This window comes from Desulfosarcina alkanivorans, from assembly GCF_009688945.1.
Lineage (GTDB): Bacteria > Desulfobacterota > Desulfobacteria > Desulfobacterales > Desulfosarcinaceae > Desulfosarcina > Desulfosarcina alkanivorans.
On sequence record NZ_AP021874.1, the window covers coordinates 4,166,661 to 4,187,793 of the forward strand.

Annotated in this window: 18 protein-coding genes; 6 read left to right on the forward strand and 12 right to left on the reverse strand. The window is 50.4% G+C overall.

What is annotated here, in order from left to right; genetic code table 11:
• Positions 1-151: 151 nt before the first annotated feature.
• The 10 genes from DSCA_RS18225 to DSCA_RS18270 all read right to left on the reverse strand — a co-directional run bounded on the left by DSCA_RS18225 (position 152) and on the right by DSCA_RS18270 (position 8,672).
• Positions 152-1,351, reverse strand: coding sequence for an acyl-CoA dehydrogenase family protein (locus DSCA_RS18225; protein WP_155317783.1), 1,200 nt, complete (start codon positions 1,349-1,351; stop codon positions 152-154).
• A gap of 395 nt (positions 1,352-1,746) precedes the next feature.
• On the reverse strand, positions 1,747-2,184 hold the full coding sequence (locus tag DSCA_RS18230; protein WP_155317784.1) for an AMP-binding enzyme: 438 nt from the start codon (positions 2,182-2,184) through the stop codon (positions 1,747-1,749).
• A 2-nt stretch (positions 2,185-2,186) separates the two neighbouring features.
• On the reverse strand, positions 2,187-3,353 hold the full coding sequence (locus DSCA_RS18235; protein ID WP_155317785.1) for an AMP-binding protein: 1,167 nt from the start codon (positions 3,351-3,353) through the stop codon (positions 2,187-2,189).
• Between the two features lie 311 nt (positions 3,354-3,664).
• Positions 3,665-3,775 (reverse strand): transposase, encoded by a 111-nt coding sequence (locus DSCA_RS33260; RefSeq protein WP_407924254.1) that lies wholly within the window; start codon positions 3,773-3,775, stop codon positions 3,665-3,667.
• Positions 3,726-4,211 carry an AMP-binding protein gene (locus tag DSCA_RS33265; protein ID WP_155317787.1) on the reverse strand — a complete coding sequence of 162 codons (486 nt, stop codon included), beginning with the start codon at positions 4,209-4,211 and terminating at the stop codon, positions 3,726-3,728. The genes DSCA_RS33260 and DSCA_RS33265 overlap by 50 nt, the downstream gene beginning before the upstream one ends.
• Positions 4,102-4,629: an acetyl-CoA carboxylase biotin carboxyl carrier protein subunit gene (locus DSCA_RS18250; protein WP_167527850.1), complete on the reverse strand. Its 528-nt coding sequence runs from the start codon at positions 4,627-4,629 to the stop codon at positions 4,102-4,104. Before DSCA_RS18250 ends, DSCA_RS33265 begins: the two co-directional genes overlap by 110 nt.
• Before the next feature lie 92 nt (positions 4,630-4,721).
• Positions 4,722-6,206 (reverse strand): acetyl-CoA carboxylase biotin carboxylase subunit, encoded by a 1,485-nt coding sequence (accC, locus tag DSCA_RS18255; RefSeq protein ID WP_155317773.1) that lies wholly within the window; start codon positions 6,204-6,206, stop codon positions 4,722-4,724.
• A 49-nt stretch (positions 6,207-6,255) separates the two neighbouring features.
• Positions 6,256-7,872 carry a carboxyl transferase domain-containing protein gene (locus DSCA_RS18260; protein ID WP_155317788.1) on the reverse strand — a complete coding sequence of 539 codons (1,617 nt, stop codon included), beginning with the start codon at positions 7,870-7,872 and terminating at the stop codon, positions 6,256-6,258.
• A 47-nt stretch (positions 7,873-7,919) separates the two neighbouring features.
• Positions 7,920-8,366: a transposase gene (locus tag DSCA_RS18265; RefSeq protein WP_155317789.1), complete on the reverse strand. Its 447-nt coding sequence runs from the start codon at positions 8,364-8,366 to the stop codon at positions 7,920-7,922.
• Between the two features lie 15 nt (positions 8,367-8,381).
• The gene (locus DSCA_RS18270; RefSeq protein WP_155317790.1) at positions 8,382-8,672 is read right to left on the reverse strand and encodes an IS1595 family transposase; all 291 of its coding nucleotides are present in this window, start codon (positions 8,670-8,672) and stop codon (positions 8,382-8,384) included.
• Between the two features lie 578 nt (positions 8,673-9,250).
• Here DSCA_RS18270 and DSCA_RS18275 point away from each other — a divergent pair.
• Positions 9,251-10,687: a sigma-54 interaction domain-containing protein gene (locus DSCA_RS18275; RefSeq protein ID WP_155317791.1), complete on the forward strand. Its 1,437-nt coding sequence runs from the start codon at positions 9,251-9,253 to the stop codon at positions 10,685-10,687.
• Positions 10,688-10,905: 218 nt separating this feature from the next.
• Here the strand turns inward: DSCA_RS18275 and DSCA_RS18280 are convergent, their stop codons facing one another.
• Together DSCA_RS18280 and tnpA are read right to left on the reverse strand one after the other, a co-directional pair.
• Positions 10,906-12,570, reverse strand: coding sequence for an IS1634 family transposase (locus DSCA_RS18280; RefSeq protein WP_155315006.1), 1,665 nt, complete (start codon positions 12,568-12,570; stop codon positions 10,906-10,908).
• A gap of 747 nt (positions 12,571-13,317) precedes the next feature.
• The gene (gene tnpA / locus DSCA_RS33270) at positions 13,318-13,623 is read right to left on the reverse strand and encodes an IS200/IS605 family transposase (RefSeq protein WP_407924197.1); all 306 of its coding nucleotides are present in this window, start codon (positions 13,621-13,623) and stop codon (positions 13,318-13,320) included.
• Positions 13,624-13,939: 316 nt separating this feature from the next.
• Between tnpA and DSCA_RS18290 the strand changes: the two genes are divergently transcribed.
• The 5 genes from DSCA_RS18290 to DSCA_RS18310 all read left to right on the forward strand — a co-directional run bounded on the left by DSCA_RS18290 (position 13,940) and on the right by DSCA_RS18310 (position 21,120).
• The gene (locus DSCA_RS18290) at positions 13,940-15,091 is read left to right on the forward strand and encodes an acyl-CoA dehydrogenase family protein (protein ID WP_155317793.1); all 1,152 of its coding nucleotides are present in this window, start codon (positions 13,940-13,942) and stop codon (positions 15,089-15,091) included.
• 394 nt (positions 15,092-15,485) lie between these two features.
• On the forward strand, positions 15,486-17,132 hold the full coding sequence (locus tag DSCA_RS18295; RefSeq protein WP_155317794.1) for an acyl-CoA synthetase: 1,647 nt from the start codon (positions 15,486-15,488) through the stop codon (positions 17,130-17,132).
• A 68-nt stretch (positions 17,133-17,200) separates the two neighbouring features.
• On the forward strand, positions 17,201-18,385 hold the full coding sequence (locus DSCA_RS18300) for an acyl-CoA dehydrogenase family protein (protein WP_155317795.1): 1,185 nt from the start codon (positions 17,201-17,203) through the stop codon (positions 18,383-18,385).
• A 194-nt stretch (positions 18,386-18,579) separates the two neighbouring features.
• Positions 18,580-19,914 (forward strand): hydroxymethylglutaryl-CoA synthase family protein, encoded by a 1,335-nt coding sequence (locus DSCA_RS18305; protein WP_167527853.1) that lies wholly within the window; start codon positions 18,580-18,582, stop codon positions 19,912-19,914.
• Positions 19,915-21,120, forward strand: coding sequence for an acetyl-CoA acetyltransferase (locus tag DSCA_RS18310; protein WP_155317797.1), 1,206 nt, complete (start codon positions 19,915-19,917; stop codon positions 21,118-21,120). It begins immediately after the preceding gene.
• Positions 21,121-21,133 lie beyond the last annotated feature (13 nt).

Below are 21,133 nucleotides of genomic sequence, written 5' to 3' on the forward strand. Positions count from 1 at the left end.
CTCAGGCAAGGGGTCGAGGCTTCAAGTGAAAAAACATTTCTCGACAAAATCGTCCACATCACTTGATCCCTTGGACCATTTTCCTGTTTGCCGAGGTAATCAAAAACGCCCCTGATGCAAGGCATGGCCATCCAGTCTGTCTGTCGCCTGACTATCTCGCTGGCATCCCCAGCCCCCGCATGGCGATGATGTTTCGCTGAATTTCCGACGTACCGGCGCCGATGGTGCCGGAAATGCAGTCCAGGTATCCACGGGGCACCAAACCGCGAAACGGCGCATGTTTGGATCCGGTCATCAGCTGCCCGTAAGGACCCAGGATTTCCATGCAGATATCGGCCAGCTTCCGACTCAGCTCCGTTGTCACCAGCTTCAGGGCCGATGACTCCACACTCGGCACGAGCCCCTTGTCAAGCATTTCCGCCGTCCGCCAGAAAAAAAGGTATGCCACTTCCACCCGAACGGCCATCTCCGCAAGCCGCTGACGGACACCAGGGTTTTTTCCGAGCGGTGCGCCGTCGCGATCGGTCTGCTTCACAAATTCGGTGAACTGTTCCACGGTTCGCCGGAAGGCGCCGATGCTCACCATCAAGCGTTCGAAATCCAGTGCCGTCATGAGGTAGTAAAAACCCATGTTCTCATGGCCGATCATATTTCGCTTCGGAACCCGCACACTGTCGAAAAACACCTCGTTGAAGGAATGCACCCCGACGATGTTGACCAACGGGCGGATCGTAATGCCCGGCGTGTCATTGGGCACGACAAAAAGGCTGACGCTCTTGTGCCGGTGGCCTTCCGGGTCGGTCCGGGCGATCAGCCAGGCGTGGTCGAAGAAATGAGCGAAGCTGCTCCATGTTTTTTGCCCGTTGATGATATAATCGTCCCCGGAGCGAACAGCTGTGGTCCGGATGCTGGCCAGATCGGAACCGGCGTCCGGCTCGCTGTAGCCGAGCCACATTTCGACTTCCTTGTTTGCGATTTTGGAGATCCAGTCTTTCTTGTTCTCCTCGGTGCCGAAGCGCAGAATGGTGGGTCCGGCGATCCCGGTGGAAATGCTGAATGCCGGTGCCCGGTAATAGCTCATCCGCTCGTCGAAAATCGCCTGTTCCATGTAGGAGTATTCTTGTCCCCCGTATTCCCGGGGCCATGAAATCGTCGTCCACCCTTTTTCGACAAGCTTTTGTTTGAACTTCTCCGCGATTCTGCTTTCCTCTTCCGCGGCCAGTTCCATGGAGCCGTATCCACCCGGCCAGTGCATCGACAGATCCGGCCAATCGCCGGGAAGCGTATCCCGGATGAACGTTTCCACCTCGTCGCGGAACGCCTTTTCCCGCTCGCTGAATTGAAACTCCATAACCGATCCTTTCGTTTTCGCCCTGGGCCGTCATGCAGGCAATCCAAGCCCGGCACGCCCGCCGCACCGAAATGTCAATCGAATCCGTGGTTCCGACTACCGGAAAACACTCCCCGGCTAATCTCTCAGTGTCCCTTCCGGAACCACCCGCTCCCGAAGTACCGATAGTTCGGCCGCCGCCATTTTGCCTTTTCCGATGTCAGGAGGCTGGTGGCCAAGGCCGCACTGGACGATATTTTGGGTATACTTTTTCCGCAGCCGCGAAAAAGGATAGTAAATTCGTTTTTGACTAGCCTATTGCGACTGGTGGCATGATGACATTCGGGAAACTATAGTAAATAGGTTTTTTTTCTCTAATTTCCAAAACCTGCTTTACAGCTCCCCGAGTCACTGCATTATTTCCCCTTCTCTCCTTTGTAAATATCCTTATAAGTATCCCTCAACTTTCGCTTGAGTATCTTACCTGTTGGACTTACAGGAAATTCATCCCACTTTAAAAAAATAATTTTTTTAGGAATCTTGTAAGCAGCCAGATTCTTTTTGGCATATTCTATAACATCCCCTTCAGTCAAAGACTTGCTGTTGGGAATAATTGCTGCTGTGACCCCCTCAATCCAGTACGGATGAGGCGCACCAAAAACAGCGCTGACTTCGACATCCGGATGAGAATTTAATACTTCTTCCACTTCAAGACAGGCTACATTCGTGCCACCGGACTTAACCATATCTTTCATACGGTCAATGTAATAGTAGAACCCATCTTTTCCTTTCCTCAGCACATCACCTGTATGATGCCAGCCACCCTTGAAAACCTCAGCCCGTAGCTTCCTCATTCTTATAATAACCCAGCATAACGGAAGGGGTCCTCACAATGGCTTCCCCCCAGTTCGCCTTCAGGGACATCCACATCATTTTCATCGACGAGCCTTAACTCTACGTCGGGCGACAGTTTACCGATGACATTCCCCCCCTCCGGCTCTTCAAAGTACCGGCCGAACGTAAAGGTAATATTGATTTCTGTTTGACTGCAATGGCTCATCAAGATAGCCTGCGGACAGATTTCCTTCCACTCCCGAAAGACATTCATGGGTAGTGATCCACCAAACCATACGAGTTTTTTAAGAGAACTCAGATCGTATTTTCTGAGCGGCAACCCCAGCATCCCAGCATACAGGGTGGGAGGCCATATAAGATAAGTAATCCGATCCTTCTGGATAAGATCGAGCATCTCCATAGGATCACTTCCATAAGTAGCGATAATTGTGGCCCCTTGCTTAATAAAAGCAACCATAATTGACGAGGCGCCAATATGATACAAAGGTATATTCATCAGGTAAACATCTTCCAAACCAAACCAGGCAACTTCTGGATTGAGGAAATTGAGGGATTGCGAAAAGTAGCTGCTGTTTGATATCATAACACCTTTTGGAGCAGCAGTAGTCCCGCTCGTGTATATGAGTGATGCTACATCACTGTCCTCAATGATTACCTCCGGTTCAGCGTCAAAATATTTATTTGAAAACAGGTCTTCGAAGTCAACCCACCCTTTGGGCAAGTCAATACCCTTAAGATTTATCAGACCATATTGCTTTACAGCCTTGAGCTCATTCTCGACCTCTTTAACCACATTCAGGAGGGCGCTTTCCACAAAGAAAATCTTGGCACCAGCATGGTTGATCTGATAGGTAATCTCTCCTTTCCTCAACAGATAGTTCATCGGCGAATACCAAGCGCCTATTTTGAAACAGGCCCACATCAGAATAGCCATCTGGTGGCAATTCTGGGACATTACCGCCACCACATCACCTTTCTTGATCCCCAAGTCGCCGAGGGCATGGGCGACTTTGTTAACCACGGCATTAAATTCCCTGTAACTAAACCGTTTGTCCCGGAATACAAACGCCGTTTTGTCAGGTTGCCTTGCCGCTGACCTTTTTAAAAAATCCCCTACTGCCTGGCGTCTCATTAAATTCATCTGAAGGTCAAATTCTTTTTTACTCATCTTAATCCCTCCTGATTTAATTTTTTGTTAACATCCAATAGTGTTCGCATGGGCTAAGGATTGATTAAATTAAGATCTCTTTTTATGGTTAGAGCCCGTTTCAAAATTGCTTTAGCGTAATATGGTGCTTCCCAAAGGAAGACCGTTGCCGTCGACCACCACCATCCACTTCGATCCTTTGCCCCTTTTGTTTTTTCCAACCCCAAGGCCCTTTTTTTTGCCGGAGCGAAACTACCGTCGATGAAAACTTCTTCCCAGTCCAGTAAAGACTTTTCGTCAAGATCAGCTAAGAATTTGCGCCAGATATCGAGTCAAACACCCTCATCCTCCCATAGTCGCAAGCGTCGCCAGCATGTTGAATAACTTGGATATTTACTGGGTAGATCCTTCCAGTGAGCCCCAGTTCGCAGCATCCAAAGGATTCCTTGCCCCTATCTTTGCAACTGCAAATAGTAGAATAGCGTATTGAATGCAATTATGAGACATAATTGCTACTTTATCTACTTTTTCTATTCCAAATTCTATTAGTACCTTTCCTAGTTCATTTGCCTTTTTGTCCAGCTCTTTATATGTGACGCGCCTGTCTTTAAATACGAGTGCCTCCCTTTCCGGATACTTTTTGGGCACTGGCAATAGTAAAAAAAGTGTCCCCCCCCTTGATATAGAAGTTAAAAATCCTTCCCGATGTTTTTTCAGGGTAAAAACAAACGCGACTCCTCCCGTCGACGCAGTCCCACTCCCCTGTCTTTCAAGCCTCTGTCTGCGTCTCTTCGACAGTCGAGGGATCGATGTCCACCAATATCTGTTTGGGACTGACTTTTTCTCCCTCGGCCACATTGATTCGAGCAACGACGCCATCGAAGGGCGCCGACAGCGTGGTGTCCATTTTCATGGCGGACACCACGATCACACCCTGCCCCTTTCCGACGGCGTCTCCTTCGGCAACCAAAATTTTCGTCACCACCGCCGGCATCGGCGGCGTTATTGCCTGGTCGCCGTTCTTTGGACCGCCTCTGGTCCGGTGGGCAAGCGGTGTGTTGTTTTCTATAAACAGCCACGTGTGGCCATCCACCATCACCGCTTTTCCCTCTTCCGTATTGGCCACAAAGGCCATTTTCTGCCGCCCATCGATGGTCATGGGGATCATGTGATCCGAAATCCGACCGTAAGCCACGTCTGCCCTGTTGCCGTCGATGGTGGCCGTAAATCGGCCGTCCTCACCGGCATCCACCTGTAGGGGAATGGTTTCTTCTTGGCATTTCAGTTTGTATTCCAATGGTCTATTCTCCTGCCGGCTGTGATGCAGCCGACCGCACATATAGGTACAAGTGCGTTAATGCGGCCCTAAAACAACGATGTTATCCGCCCTCAGAGGCGCCAGGCCCTCAACGTTTGCCAGGGCCCGGGATGGTCGACCGCCGCCGTGCCCGCGGCCAATTTCCGCTTTTGCGTCATTGCGTCCGCCGCGTAAGCGATGGCGGCAAGATGCAGCGTGTCACGATCCGGTGACCACTCTGGAAAATGGGTGTCGATAAAATCGGTATAGGTCTCCCCCTCCCTGAAATGGTTGGAGGAAAGGATATCGATCAAAAAAGCGATAGGTGTTTTGACGCCCAACACCGCATAGGACCGAAGCGCACAGATCATCCGTCGAATGGCCGCATCGCGGGTTTCGGCATGGACCACCAGTTTGGATAAGATGGGATCGTACTCAACGGGAACCTCGAAACCGGAATATACACCGCAATCATTTCGGATGCCCGGTCCAGTGGGCTCTCTTAAAAAAACGATCCGTCCCGGGGACGGCATGAAATTTCGTTGCGGATCTTCGGCATAAATACGGCACTCGATGGCATGTCCCGTGCCGGAAAGATCCTCCTGGGTCAGGGAAAGTCCCTTGCCTGATGCGATATCGATCTGGTGACGCACCAGATCCATGCCGGTGATCATCTCCGTGATGGGATGTTCCACCTGCAGGCGCGTATTCACCTCCAGAAAGTAAAAATTGCCTTCCCGGTCGACGATAAATTCCACCGTACCCGCATTCACATAGCCCGCAGCCCGGGCCGCCGCCACTGCCGCTTGGCCCATCTCCGACCGCAACCGGGCATCCACTGCCGGACTGGGGGTCTCCTCGATGATCTTTTGGTGCCGCCGCTGAATGGAACACTCTCGCTCGAAAAGGTGGACCACATTGCCATGGCTGTCGGCCAGGATCTGAATCTCAACATGGCGGGATTTTGCCAGATATTTCTCCATATAGATGGCACCGTTTCCGAAAGCGGCCTCCGCTTCACGCGATGCCGATAGGCACGCTTCGGCAAGATCGTTCGGATCTTCCACAATGCGCATGCCCTTGCCGCCGCCGCCAGCCGAGGCCTTGATCAGCACAGGATAGCCGATCTGTTCGGCGTGCGCGGCCAATTTCACCATGTCTCCCGCTTCTTCGGTCGTGCCGGGTATTAAGGGCACGCCACCGTTGATCATGATTTGCCGCGCCGTGATTTTATCCCCCAGGTCACGGATCACCTGGGCCGGAGGACCGATGAAAACGATGCCCTCCTTTTCGCAGCGCTCTGCAAACATGGCATTTTCAGCTAAAAACCCGTAGCCGGGGTGAACGGCTTCCGCTCCTGTTTGTTTAATGACGGCGATCATACGATCGATGTTCAGGTAGCTCTCCGACGGTTCGGATGCGCCGATCCAAACCGCCTCGTCCGCTTCAAATACGTGCTGTGCCCGAGTGTCGACGTCCGAATAAACGGCCACGGTGCCGATTCCCATCTCCCGGCAGGTGCGCATGATCCGAACTGCGATTTCTCCACGATTGGCAATCAGAATCTTCTTAAACATTGCGTTTCCTGATGTTAGTTCTTGTCTGGACAATCCTGTTTCCATCCGGCTACATTCTGAAATTCCCATAGCCAAACACATCGTGCCGGATGGGAGCATTCAGCGCCGCGGAGATCCCCAGACCCAGCACGTCGCGGGTCTTGGCCGGATCGATGATGCCGTCATCCCACAAGTTGGTTGTGCTGTGATATGCATCGCCTTCCCTGATGGTCGCTTCGATGACCGGTTTCTGGATGGCGGCCACCTCGTCATCGGTCAACAGCGGCATGCCGGTCCGAACCCGCTGATCGTTTTGCAGCGTGACCAGCACATCGGCCGCTTGTTGCCCACCCATGACGCCGATCTGGTGGTTGGGCCAGCTCCAAAGAAATCGCGGGCCATAGGCCCTTCCGCACATCGCATAATTACCGGCGCCGAAGGACGCCCCCACCATCACCGTGAACTTGGGCACCGTGGCCGTGGCCACGGCATTGACCATTTTGTGGCCGTTTTTGGTGATGCCGCCGCGCTCGTAATCCTTTCCGATGATGAAACCGGTAATGTTCTGTAAAAACACAAGCGGTATTTTGCGGCGGTCGCACAGTTGGATGAACTGGGTGCCCTTGAGTGCACATTCGGAGAACAAAATGCCGTTATTGCCCAGAATGCCCACGGGGTAGCCGTGAATATGTGCGAAACCACAAATAAGGGTCGGCCCATACATTTCCTTGAATTCGATAAATTCGCTACCGTCGACGATTCGAATGATGACTTCCCGGATATCATACGGTGCGGCGATGTCCCGCGGAACGATTCCGTATATCTCTTTGGGATCGAACAAAGGCGGCTTGGGCGCTTTGGTGGTCAGCCGGGATTTGCGGGAGTCCGGCAGATTGGACACAAGTTGGCGAACGATCTCGATGGCATGGGCATCATCTTCGGCATAGTAATCGGAAACACCCGATTCGGCGCAGTGCAACTCCGCCCCGCCCAATTCGTCGGCCGTAACCTCCTCTCCGGTGGCCGCCTTGACCAGCGGTGGCCCGCCCAGGAAAATAGCCCCATGACCCTTGACGTGAACCACCTCATCACTCATGGCCGGGATATAGGCTCCCCCGGCCGTGCAAAGACCCATGACGGCAGTGATCTGAGGAATGCCCATTTTGCTGATAACTGCCTGGTTATAAAAAACCCGCCCCCCATCGTCGAAATCAGGAAACACCTCGGCTTGAAGCGGTAAAAATCCACCAGCGGAATCCAGCAGGTTTACGATCGGCAGGCGGTTTTCCATAGCGATCGTCTGGCCGCGCAGGGTTTTCTTAACTCCCATCGGATAAAGGGCACCGCCTTTGATGCTGGGATCGCTGATCGAGACAAACACCTCCTTGCCCCCGACGATGCCGATCCCTGTGATCATTCCGGCTTTGTGAACCTTGCCGTCATAAAGGCCTCTTGCAGCCAGAGGCGCGATCTCCAAAAAGGGCGTGTTCGGATCCAGCAACCGTTCCAGTTTTTCTTTCGTTGGCAGTTTGCCGATTTCCGCAAGCCGCATCATTGCCTTTTCCGAACGTTGTTCCCATGCAGTCTTCAACTCTGTCTGCAAGCTTTCCACCAGCACCGCCATCGATTCGTAATTCTCTAAATATTCGTCCGAATGGGTATCGATTCTGGACTCGATCACGCTCATTGCGCCTGGCTCCTTCGTCATGCATGTCTATTATTATATTCGGTTCTCTATAATGCTCCGGTTAATGCGTAATACTCAGAAATCGGGTCAAGATCCCATGGGATCTGTAACCAGGTTATGCGGGGTGTTCTTAGAGCCTGCTGAACGATGCGCATGAACTTTTTACCGATGTTTCGAGATTTACGGCGATTGAACCGAAAGACATACTCGTCCAGACAGTTCTGAAGGTATTTCGGTTCAAAGCGCCCTTGGTCCTTTCCCCGAATTAGTCGTTTAACCAAGGTGGTAATCAGATGAGCACCATATAGTTTGTCGTAATCGCGGCTTTTGCTTTGGTTCGTTATCTCCCGTCGATACTGTTCGTTATCAATGATGTTATAGCTTCGCCAATCACCCGTGGCGATGGTGGCACCGGGCTCAATGTTGTCGAGAATAAAGGTTTCTAAAGAATATCCGGTACAATCCAAGGCAATAAGTAAACGAATGCGAACCATTCATTTTTCGATGTCTCAACGTTCCGCGGCAACGGCAACAATGAACTTGCCTCCAGCGCCCCGGCCCCGCTTGCCGGATCGTTGACCGCCGACGAAAAACTTGTCGACTTCGACACGGCCGGATAGCTTTTCCCTTTCGTGTCGGATCGTACATCGCCGGAGCTTTTGAAGCCAAGTCCAGGCCGTTCCATAACTGCCGAAGCCCAGCAGTTCCTTGAAATTGACCGCATTGACGCCGGATTTACGGGTGGTGAACCACCACATGGCTTTGAACCAATAGGTGATCGGGCTTTTAGAGCTATCCATAATTGTATCGGCTGTCAAAGAATGCTGGTGTTCGCACTGGGTGCAAATATCCGGCTTTCATGAGCCAACCAATACCGTTTGTGGCCGCATTTTTTATACACAAAGCCATCGGGCCACTTTTGTTGGAATAGATATGCGTAACAGGCTTTAGGATTAGGAAAATGTTGGTCAAATTCGATCTCGGATCTTGGAAAGTCCTCAGTAATGGTAAAGTCTGTGATGGCGGCCTACTTTTTGTTGGTTGTGAGGCCTTCATAACGCAGCCGTGTGACAGATATGGTCACAACTGGTTCACTGAAGCTTCATAAAGAACCGGATTATTAAAAAATCGTGAGGGGCCCAATTGCCCTCCGGACAACCGGGCTGCATCCTCTCCCGAATACAACAATATTCGTGCCATTATTAGCAAAACGTTTTTAAATCGATTTATTCTTCATTTATTCATATTGTTAGTAGTATTTGACATTCTATCGTTTTGCTGTTAGCCATTAGGTGTGTTGCATCATTCCATTAGGTGTGTTGCATCACTGTTGAAGCAGTCAGTGTTTAAACTTAACAGTCTCAAAGAAAGCAAAACCATGTCCGTGAAATGGCATACGCCAAAGGAAAACGAAAAACTGAAACGCATTCTGGACTATCTAAAAATCGCCTATTGGCTGGTGGATTTAGATTTTGTTCTGCTGGATGTAAACCGTACCTTTTTGGAACTCACAGGGGCGAAACGGGAAAAAGTTATAGGGCGGGAGATGCTCACACTGGTCAACGAGGAGGAGCGGATAAATGTACAGCTTCTTTTAAAGGAATTGACCGAAGGAAAACGTGAATCAGTAAGGTTTGAGCTATACGTATACGGACGCCAACCCAATGTGAAACATCCAATCATTTTTCATGTTTCGATTAATAAAAATCCAGAAGGCCAGCCCGAATCGGCAAATGTGCTATTAGTGGATGTAAGCGAACAAAAACAGATCCTCGCCAGCCTTGAAAAAGAAAAAAAGATGCTTGAAAAGAAAGAGCAGGAACTTTTCCACTTTCGTAGGCAACACCGGCGAAGCAATCTGTATACCGAAATGATTGGATCCGGCTCAAAAATGGAAGCGGTTTTTGAAACAATACTCCGGTGCGCTGAGGTGGACACAAACGTATTGATCATGGGGGAAACCGGTGTTGGGAAGGAGCTCGCGGCCCGTGCGATCCACAGTCATAGCCACCGAAAAAAAGAACCATTTGTTACTGTTAACTGCGGGGCTCTTCCGGATGCGCTGATCGAATCCGAGCTTTTCGGCCACGTGAAAGGAGCCTTCACCGGAGCATCATCGAATCGTGCCGGGCTTTTTCGGGAGGCCCATCAAGGAACGCTGTTTCTGGACGAAATTGGAGAGCTGAACAAAAACATGCAGGTCAAAATTCTTAGAGCCTTGCAAGAGCGAGAAGTTCGCCCAGTTGGTTCGGACCGGTGTTTCCCGATTGATGTCCGCATTATTTGTGCCACTAACCGAGATCTAACATCCATGACCCAACAGGGGGACTTCCGCATAGATCTTTACTATCGTGTTGCGGTGATCTCTCTGGTGATTCCTCCTCTCAGAGAACGGCAACAGGACACTATCAAGTTAGCGATGCATTTCATCCGCAAACATCAAAAGAAAAACCGCGGGCAGCTAAAGGCCCTCGATTTAGCCACGCAACAAATGCTTCGGCGTTATCATTGGCCGGGCAATATAAGGGAACTGGAAAATGCGATTGAGCATGCACTTGCCATGAGCCACAGCACGGAGATAACACCGGAGCATTTTCCGCTGCAGGTGATTTTCCCGGAAAGCAATACTCAACGTGGTCAATCCAGCTCCTTTGCGCAATCTATCAACAGTGGAATAAATGCTAAAAGAGAAGAGGATCGACGCATAATTGCCGAAGCGTTGGATAAAAACGACGGCAATCAGACGGCTGCCGCTAAATCACTGGGAATTTCTCGCGTCACTTTGTGGCGAAAGAAGAGTATGTACAATTTATAACCCCGGCTAATGATCCAAAACGCATTGCAACAGAAACCAAGGCCTGCCCCCCGCCAGCTCATGGATCCATATCCGGCAGCAAATTAATACAGGCCCCACAAAAAACATCCCCTCTTTCAACAGCTGGAGTCATTGAGAACCTTATTCTACATGGCTGGGTAGATTTTACCGTACATTCCGCACCCCAAGCAGCAACGATTCGACTATTTTTCATCGCTTTATGGGGCTGTGAATGTGTCAGTTGTGACGCCAAGCGCTTTCAAATACTCAAGCTGAACAGCTTTCAATGGTTTTGCCAACTGTCTGTGGTTCCCGATGGAAACGACCATGATTGAAGAGAACTTGGTCGTCATCATAAAGCTGGTCGGCTTTCTGGTTTTGCGTCGCACCCAACCGGGCAACTCACAGTCATTGGTCTCGACATACTGGCGCATGGAACGCTCCATCAAACGCCAGATCAAAAGGGAGATCAGCAATACCAGGCCCAACACTTCGATCCGCTGGGCCTTTTTCAGAAAAATGCTGTTTACGATGGCCGGGTCCTTCAGGAAGCTGAAGTTCTTCTCGATGCCGATCTGGCTCTTGTAAAGGGAGAGCAGTTCCGGGGCGGACCAGTCGCCTTGTTGGTCCAAAAGATTCGTCAACAGGACAAAGCAACCGGCTTCTTCCCTGAGCGGTTGCACTTTTTGCGGGGCTTCCACAACCGTCGCCGTTACGCGATATTCGTAGCGCAAAACCTTTCGGGGCTTACCGGCCGCAGGCCGGCCGCGACCGTATTTGGGGATTTTTTCAACACCAGCTTGAAGCCGGTGGTAGCTGGACGCGGATTGACGAATCAGTTTGTCTAACGCGACCTGCGCATCGGCCTGACAATAGTACACGGTGTCCGCGAGCTTTTTGCAGTCTTTTTCAAGCTGCTTGCGGTCCTGTTTCAACATGCGATCGATGCGTTTATGACGCCGCTTGTCATGCGCGCTGGAATGCACGACGATCGCCCGGTAGGTTTTTCCGTAAAGCTCGACGGTGCCGTCATAGGCCCGATAGCGGGCAACTGAGCGATTGGGGCGGTCGCGTTCTTCGGCCAGGCGGCCGATGTCGATCCAGTCATCGGCGGCCACGGCTTCACGAATGATCCGGCCGCACTCTTTGTAGGTCGCCGGCAGGCGGGTCAGAAACCAGGTCTGACGCCTGTCGGCTTTCTTCAGATTGTCCTCGGTGACAAATGCAGAGTCGGCCACATAGACGTACGCGCCCGGTTCAAGCCCGTGTCTGGCCATGTATGCGGAGATATTGGTCAGCAGTTCGTTGTTCAAGGTCTTGTCCGAAGCGTTGCCGTCCGTCGTGGTCCCCAAAATGGGGATGTTGCGGTCGACACACAGCATCGATACCAGAAACTGTTTGAGGTCCGGTCGTTTGTCCTTGCTGTAACCATAGGTGATCTCAAACGGTGGATCAACCAGATGGTAATCGCCGAATACACTCACGGAGGTCGTATCGAAATGCAGTCGTCGCGGATCGACGGCAAAAACTGTCAATGCATTCTGCGCGATCTGAGAAAACACCTTCTGGGTACCGGTCTCGAAAATCTGATCCATGGACCGGCCCAAGTTGGTATCGCAAAAGCGTTCCGGTTCGATAGCGGTGCCCAGGAGAAGCTCCGTATCCTTTTCTTCAAAAAATTCGGTCAGACGGTAAAGCGGTGTCCGTCCCGAAAGGGTGTCGAGCACCATGCCGAATACAGCCATGCCGGGGCTCAATTCCATTTGAGAACCGACCATCCGGTCGATGGTCTCCACCAGACCGATTTTTTGTGCATAAGCCTTGACGATCGGCAGATGCCTGACCTCGGTGATGGTCAAACTTTCAGTGTCAAGCGGTGGCATGTCCCCTCCTTTGAACTGTTGTTGTCAAGATTGGGGGTAACGTACCAGCAACTAGTTGAAATGTCTAGGTATTTTTATTTTACAGTAAATACAATATGTTAAATCGCCTATGTGGTTATTTTTGAACGATAAAAAATTTCCTAAAATCGATTCTCACGGGTGCGGAATGTAAGTTTTACCGTTGATCACCGCCAGCTAAATTTGTTGGTTCAAATATCCATTCAACAGCTCCGCGTTATCGTTTTACAGACATCAAGTCCCTGAAAGATTGAGGTAGATTTGCCGCGATAGCAGGCATAGGGACCCGTAGTTGCATATGAAAAAAACCATTGTCAGGGCCAAGCTACGAAGGTCGAAGCAGGCATTGCCCACACGTTGCCAGCTATACATGGTTTTGTTTCTTTTTAAGTCGCTCAACACGGCCAACCGATTCAACAGTGATGCAACACTGTTAATAGAAAGTCGGCAAACAATAGCTTATCAATAAGTATCAACAATCTGTATTTATAGTATATTTAAATTGTTTAGCCAGTTGTGACGATTGGCATTTTTCTTGCTTTTGGTAGTCAGAGGATATGACGTGTTTTTTTTCTTTAACACTTTCAATCATAATAGTGTGGCAGTCACAGCCAAACACCGATTTAAAGTGAAAATGAAATTCTCCACCTGCAGCAGGTGGTATCAGGTTGCTCCATTGAAGAGGGCGTAAACGTTTGGAAAGCCCCGCTGGGGCTTGGTTTTAATTACCTATTCGAAATCCAGTTCCAGTTGTTGTTTCTCAGATTCCTCTTGTTGCCGGATATAGACTCGTATGGTTTCTTCATTTAATCCCAATGTGCTTACACAGTATCTGCGGGAGCAAAAACTTTTCGCGGATAGCTGCCTTTTCCGATGCATGTACCGATGGATGCGCACGGCACTTTTGCCTTTCAATAAACCAATCGTAAAGGCGATGCTATACTTGAGTGGAATGATCAGGCACATGTGCACATGGTCGGGCGTTGACTTACCTTCCAGCATTTCAATCGCTCGTTGGCGGTACAAGTCCCTCAATACCTATTCAACCATACGTTTGAATTTGCCGTACAGCTTTCTTCTCCGGTACTTCTGGGCAACCATTAAATGGTATTTACAATTCCAGCGTACATGCAATAAATTTTTCCCATCGTGCATAGGTTCTTACTCCTTTAATCCCCTTAAGGGCTTTACCGGTGAAAGAACCTATTTTATTTCTTATGGGATCGGTGGAACCTTGCCGCGTCCACCACTAAAAGTGGTGGCTTTATGCCAGAGTTAAGCGGGTTTCAAACCGTTCTAAAATAGCCAAAAGATAACTCTCTGCCCATCAGTCACCAATGGAGACGAACATATGGAATTTCACCTAACCCGGTCACAGAAAGAGATTCAGAAGGCGGCGGGGGAATTCGCCAAGGGCGAATTTGACAAGGACCTTTCCCGAGAACTCGGAAAGCAGAGCACCTTTCCGGAAGGTCTCCGCAAGAAGGCTGCCGAACTCGGATTCATCGGTATCCATTGGCCCGAGGCATACGAAGGTGGCGGCCTCGGCATTCTGGAAAACACCCTAATTGCCGAGGAATTCTGTAAAAATGATTCTTCCCTTGGAATTGCTCTATCTCTTTCTGGGTTTGCAGCAGAAAGTCTACTGCTATACGGTACCAACGAACTGAAACAAATGTACATTCCCCGAATTGCTACAGGTGAAATGGTTTCCGGTGGCGCATTTTTTGAACCCGGTGAAATGTACGATCTTTCCACAACCCAAACCACGGCCAGGGCCGACGGCGATTATTGGGTAATCGACGGAAAGAAATCCGGCGTACTCAACGGCGGACAGGCGGGATGGTATTGCGTATTATGCCATACCGGCTCGGAGAAAAAGTCGCCCGACAGCCTTAGCATGTTTCTCGTAGAAGCGGATAGTAGTGGGTTATCCGCGGCTGGTGGCCAGGATAAGTTGGGAATGCGCATGGTAGCTACGACGGATCTTCATTTTAAGGGGGTACGTGTCCCACGCTCCCATTTGATAGGAACGATGGGAATGGGCATGAAGCAGGCTAAGATTATGAGCGATCTATACCGAATCCTGGTTGCAGCCATGGCAATTGGTACGGCGCGGGGCGCATTCATCAAATCACTGACCTATGTCAAACAGAGGGAACAGTTCGGAAAAAAGATTGGGAAACTCCAGGTTACCCGACACAAGTTGGCGGAAATGGCGTTGTCCATCGAACAGTCCGCCCTGATGACCCTTAGTGCTGCCTGGCATTTCGACAAACGTAAAAAATACGAGATGGGGATTGCCATGGCGAAGCTTTCGGCCTGCCGAACCGCTTTGGCAGTCAGCGACGAAGCGATTCAACTGCTCGGCGGATATGGCTACATGACCGAATATGAAGTTGAACGCTGCTACCGCGACGCCAAGGCCCTGGCCCTATTTGAAGACAACCCAATGGGGGTGAAAGACGACGTAGCAGCGGGTTTTATCGGAAGAATCAATTAGACCTAACGTGGCTACGTCGATGTAAATCTTGAATATGGCTGGTAGGTAGCTGCGCTACACCGCTTAAAAATAATCCACATACCAAGGTAAGCACGCATATACCTTGGCGCGGTAAAGCTGCTCTAAAGATAAGGCGCTGCATTTGAAATGAAATGTCGAACATCAAGCTCACATGGACGATTGATGTTCTCATTAACACCGAATGAGTGGTCATTTTCTGACCCTACCAATTGTCAAGATGCACTCCTTCAGCACACTTAACATGACCACTGGGTATGGCTGTGGGTAGGTTGGGTGCAGCATTGCATTCACATTTATCAGGATCGTGTTTTTCACAACAAACGTAGATAATTGAGGTCAGCTGCCGACTTACACTTTTTTATGGGAGGCCAATATGACGATTTCACACGCACCTCTTTCCGAAAAGGAAAAAGGAAGATACTCCATCATTAACAAGGAAAACATCGAGTTTATCATGGAGAGAAACAACGCCACCAATCGCTGGGTCATTGCCGATATGCTCCAAAGGAGCCGATATCACTTTCCAGATAAAACCGCACTTATTTTTAACCATATCACCCGCACGTATGCTGAACTGGAAGATGAGTGCAATCAGGTTGCCAACGCGTTGACCGATCTTGGTGTCAAAAAATACGATCGGGTTGCCATTCTGGCCCACAATACCCATCACCATGTTCTCACCTGGATGGGTAGCGCCAAGATCGGCGCAATATATCTGGCGATAAACTACCTTTTGGGAGGAGATGATATCGCCTATTGTATTAACCACTCGGAAAGCAAGGTGTTTATTGTCGAAGATTCGTTCTATCCACAGGTGAAGGATGCCATTGACAACATGCCATCTGTGGAAACCTTTATCTGGTCAAAGCAGGGAGAAGGACAAAAACCTGTAGAAAAGTTTCTCGATTTCGATGATTGGTATAACACCCACCCTACAACCAAACCTGAGGTCATATTGAGGATCGAGGACCCTGTCCAGATGACCTACACCAGCGGAACCGAATCCTTGCCAAAGGGGGTCATCATTAGCAACCAGTCCCTCATATCCGAATATATGGGGTGCATTATTGACGGAAAATTTAGCAGCGATGATATTTGCATCAACGCGCTTCCTATATACCATTGCGCACAGCGGGATGTGTTTATGAATCCCATTTTCTGGCTCGGTGGGACCAACATTCTCATGGGGCCGGACATCGAGCTCATACTCAAGAATATTGCCCATTACCAGGCAAGTATGTTTTTCGCTCCGCCAACGGTTTGGATCGGCATGCTCCGCCATGCGGAGTTTACAAAATACGACCTGTCGAGTCTTGCGAAATGCTACTACGGCGCCTCCATCATGCCCCAGGAGATATTAAGGGAAATTTTACAAAAATTCCCCAATTCCGGCGTGTACAATTTTTACGGACAGACAGAATTAGCCCCCTATCACACCATCCTAAAGGCCGAAGACGCAATGAACAAAATCGGTTCTGCCGGTATGGGAGGGCTGCACATGGAGTCGAGGATCGAAGATGACGAGGGCCGCGAAATTACCGATATCGGTGTGCCTGGAGAAATCTGCGGCAGAGGCCCCCATGTGATGACTATGTATTTCAAGGAACCGGAAAAAACAGAAGAAGCCATGAAGGGCGGGTGGTTCCATTCAGGAGATCTAGGCGTTCTTGACAAAGACCGTTACATTACGGTCGTGGATCGGAAGAAGGACATGATCAAGACCGGCGGCGAAAATGTTGCCTCCAGAGAGGTAGAAGAAGCAATATACCTGCATCCGGACGTAGAGGAGGTCGCCGTTATCGGCCTGTCTCATCCCAAATGGGTGGAGGCGGTAGCTGCCGTAGTCAAGTTGAAAGCCGATACAGCTCCTTCCGAAAACGAGTTGATGGCGCATTGCAAGGCCCACCTGTCTTCTTTTAAAATTCCTAAAAAGATCATTTTTGTTGACGAACTACCTAAAACACCTACCGGTAAAATTTTAAAAAGAGACATGCGTAATTCGTATAAAGACAGCTTCTAAAGACTACAGACACAAAGAATTGTTATCAGTCGCATTCTTTCTCTTTGACTTCGATAAAGGGACCATAAATGGAAATTTTGGACTATTCGGAAGGGCACAAGGCATTCCGCCATCGACTGAAAGAATACATTGGCAGCCATATCCGGCCGAGGGTGGATCAGTGGGAGGCCCAGCATATCGTGCCCAAAGGTGACTGGAAACGCATGGGACAAAACGGCTTTTTATGCACGGCCGTTAACAAGTCTTACGGGGGCATGGAGGGCGATTTTCTTTACTCATTAATCTGTGCCGAGGAGATGGCCAAAACCCACCAAAGCGGCTTTATGACGCTTTTGCACAGTGACATCGTGGTGCCCTATATCGAAAGCTATGGGTCAGAAGCCCAGAAAAGGAAGTACCTGCCGGACTGTGTCACTGGCGAGGCCATTACCGCCATAGCCATGACCGAACCGGATGCCGGCAGCGACCTGGCATCCATGAGAACCACCGCTGTCCGGGACGGCGACGATTTTGTGATCAACGGTTCCAAAATTTTCATTTCCAATGGCGTCAACTGCGACCTTGTCGTTCTTGCAGCCAAAGACCCTGCCGCTGAAAACCCGCACAAGTCCATTTCACTGTTTATTGTTGAAGACGGCACACCTGGGTTCAAGAAAGGTACTCAGCTCGAGAAGATGGGGATGCACAGCCAGGACACGGCCGAGCTTTTTTTTTCCAATTGCCGGATTCCGACAGAAAACCTCTTGGGCGAAAAGGGTGACGGCTTTGTCATGCTCATGAAAAAATTGCAGCAGGAAAGGTTGGTCTGCTCCATCTGGGCGCTTTCACGGGCGGAACACGTTCTTCAATGGACCATCGACTACTGCCAAAGAGAAAGCATTGCAGGTGCGCCCCTGTTCAGAAACCAATCTGTTCAGTTCGATCTGGCGGAGATGGCCACACAGGTGAAGATGTCGCGGTGCTTTGTCGAAAAACTGGTAGCGGACCACATGGAAGAAAGGAATGCTGTCATGGAGACCTCCATGGCAAAGTACCAGACATCGGAAATGATCAACGAGGTCACGGGCCGCTGCATGGACATTGTAGGCCGGGATGCACTGGATGAAAGATGCCCGCTGGCCCGGGAGTGGAGGGATGTCAGAGTGATGACCATATTTGCAGGAACCAATGAAATCATGAAGGGAATCATTGCCAAGGGTTTATCACAGCATGATTTCAATATTGCGCTCAGCGCTGGACATGGGAAAAAATAATAATTTTGATGATTACATAGTTCTCTTAACATCCTTTGTTTTCAACTTACATTTAACAAGGAGGGCGAAACATGTCGGGAATCTGTTCGTATGGCGGATATGTGCCACGCTACCGCCTAAACCGGATGCAGGTCTACAAGGCCATGGGGTGGATGAATCCGGGAAACATCGCCAACGCCAAGGGAGAAAAGGCGGTGGCTAATTTTGACGAAGACAGCATTACCATGGCCGTTGCCGCCGGTCTGAATGCCCTCAACGGAAAAAATCCAACCGTTGTGGATGGGGTTTTTCTAGCATCCACCACCATGCCCTACAAAGAACGGCTCAATTCCGGCATCGTAGCCACCGCTTTGGGACTGGGGGAAGAGATCCACACAGCGGATTTCTCTGGCGGCCTCAAGGCTGGCACCGGTGCTCTCTTATCCGCCGTGGACGCGGTGGCGTCCGGACGTCTGAATAACGTGGTGGTAACCGCCGCCGAAAGCCGCCTGGGCAAGCCAGCCTCCCCCCAGGAACTGATTTTCGGCGATGCCGCCGCAGCATTCATGGTCGGCAATGACAACGTTATTGCTGAGTTCAAGGGAGCCTATTCCCTATCCTATGATTTTACCGACCACTATCGGGGGAAGGACGCCATCTACGACCGCCAGTGGGAAGACCGCTGGATACGAGATCTGGGTTTTGACCAATTCATCCCCCAGGTAGTCAATGGCCTTCTGGAAAAGCTAGATCTTAAGATTAACGATTTTGCCAAGATCATCTACGACTGCCACTACAGTGCGGCACGTAAAAAGCTGAACAAGATGCTGGGGATTGCTCCGGAAGCGGACCAAAGCAACTTCCAAATCGAAATCGGACAAAGTGGGACGGCCCAGTCTCTGTTGATGCTGGCCAGCGCACTGGAAACCGCTAATCCCGGCGACAAAATCTTGGTGGTCAGTTTCGGCAGCGGGTGCGATGCACTCTGCTTTGAGGCAACCGAGAACATCAGCGATCATCAGAACGCCGGGACCATCTCGGCGGCTCTGGCCGATAAAACCGAATTGGACAACTATACGAAATATTTAGTGTGGCGGGACATCCTGCCTATAGACGCTGGTCTTCGCTCAGAAGAGGACGTCTGGACCCGTTGGTCGGCCCTGTGGCGTTCACAGAAAATGGTGTTGGGCCTCTGGGGATCCAAATGCAAAAAATGTGGTACTCTCCAGCTGCCTCCACAGAAAATCTGTGTCAACAAAGACTGCGGAGCCGTGGGCGAGATGGAAGAGTACCGTTTTGCCGACAAGATTGGCCATGTGGCCAGCTTTACCGGCGACATGCTGGCTGCCTCCACCAACCCGCCAGCGGTGTATGGCCAGGTAGAGTTCGAAGGCGGCGGAAAGATGATGTTCGATTTCACTGACTGCAGCCTGGACGATTTAGAAACCGGCATGGCCGTCTCTATGAGCTTTCGAAGAAAATTCTACGATGAAAAGAGAGGCATTTCCGGATACTTCTGGAAGGCAGTTCCGACAAAGGAGGTGAAATAAATGGCTGATGGAATAAAAGACAAAGTAACTATACTAGGAATGGGATGCACACGTTTCGGTGAACGATGGGAATCGTATGCCGAAGACCTGGCTGCCGAAGCCCTGACTGAATGCCTGGAAGATGCAGGTATCGAGAAAAATGAAATCCAGGCGGCATATGTAGGCACTCACATTGACGAAATCAACGTAGGAAAAGCTGCGGTACCGCTGAGTGTAGCCCTAAAACTACCCTACATACCTGTCACCAGAACGGAAAACTACTGTGCCACGGCAACAGAAGCTTTTCGGGCGGCCTGCTACTCGGTGGCGGCCGGTGCCTATGACATTGTCCTGGCTTTGGGAGTAGAAAAGCTCAAAGACACAGGATACGGAGGGCTACCCGGTGGCAGCTGGCTGGGCGTCCAAAATAGTATGATGGGGGCAAATACGAGCGCACCGGGCCTTTTCGCTCAGCTAGCAACAGCATATAGCGCCAAGTGGGATGTGCCCATGGAAAAAATCAAGGATGCCATGGCCCACATTTCTGCAAAAAGTCATGCCAATGGGGTGTTAAATCCTAGAGCGCACTTGCGAAAAGTCGTATCCGAAGATCAGATCAAAGCGGCACCCATGATCGCCTACCCTTTAGGGCTGTTTGACTGCTGCGGGGTAAGCGATGGCGCCGCCTGTGCCATCGTGACCACCCCAAAGATCGCCAAAAGCCTGAAGAAAAATCAGAATATGGTCAATGTAAAGGCGCTATCCGTGTCAGTCAGTTCGGGCGAAGAATCCATTGGCAACTCCTGGGACGGCGCCCACTTTGTTACCACACGAATCGCCGCGAGTAAGGCCTATGAGGAGGCAGGAATCAAGAATCCCCGCAGAGAAATCAGTATGTGCGAAGTGCACGACTGCTTTTCCATTACCGAGATGGTCACCCTTGAGGACCTTCACATTTCACCCAAGGGCGGCGCCTACAAGGACATCATGGAAGGATATTATGACCTCGACGGCGAGGTTCCATGCCAGGTGGACGGCGGGTTAAAATGCTTCGGTCATCCCATCGGCGCATCCGGGCTGCGCATGATCTACGCTATGTACGAACAGCTGCTAGAGAGGGTTCCCGAGGAAAGAAAGGTTCAAAATGCTCGTTTTGGCTTGACCCACAATCTGGGTGGCATGCCGCATTCGAATGTTGCGGCCATATCTATAGTAGGGCTTGGATAGTAGTTCGCTTTTT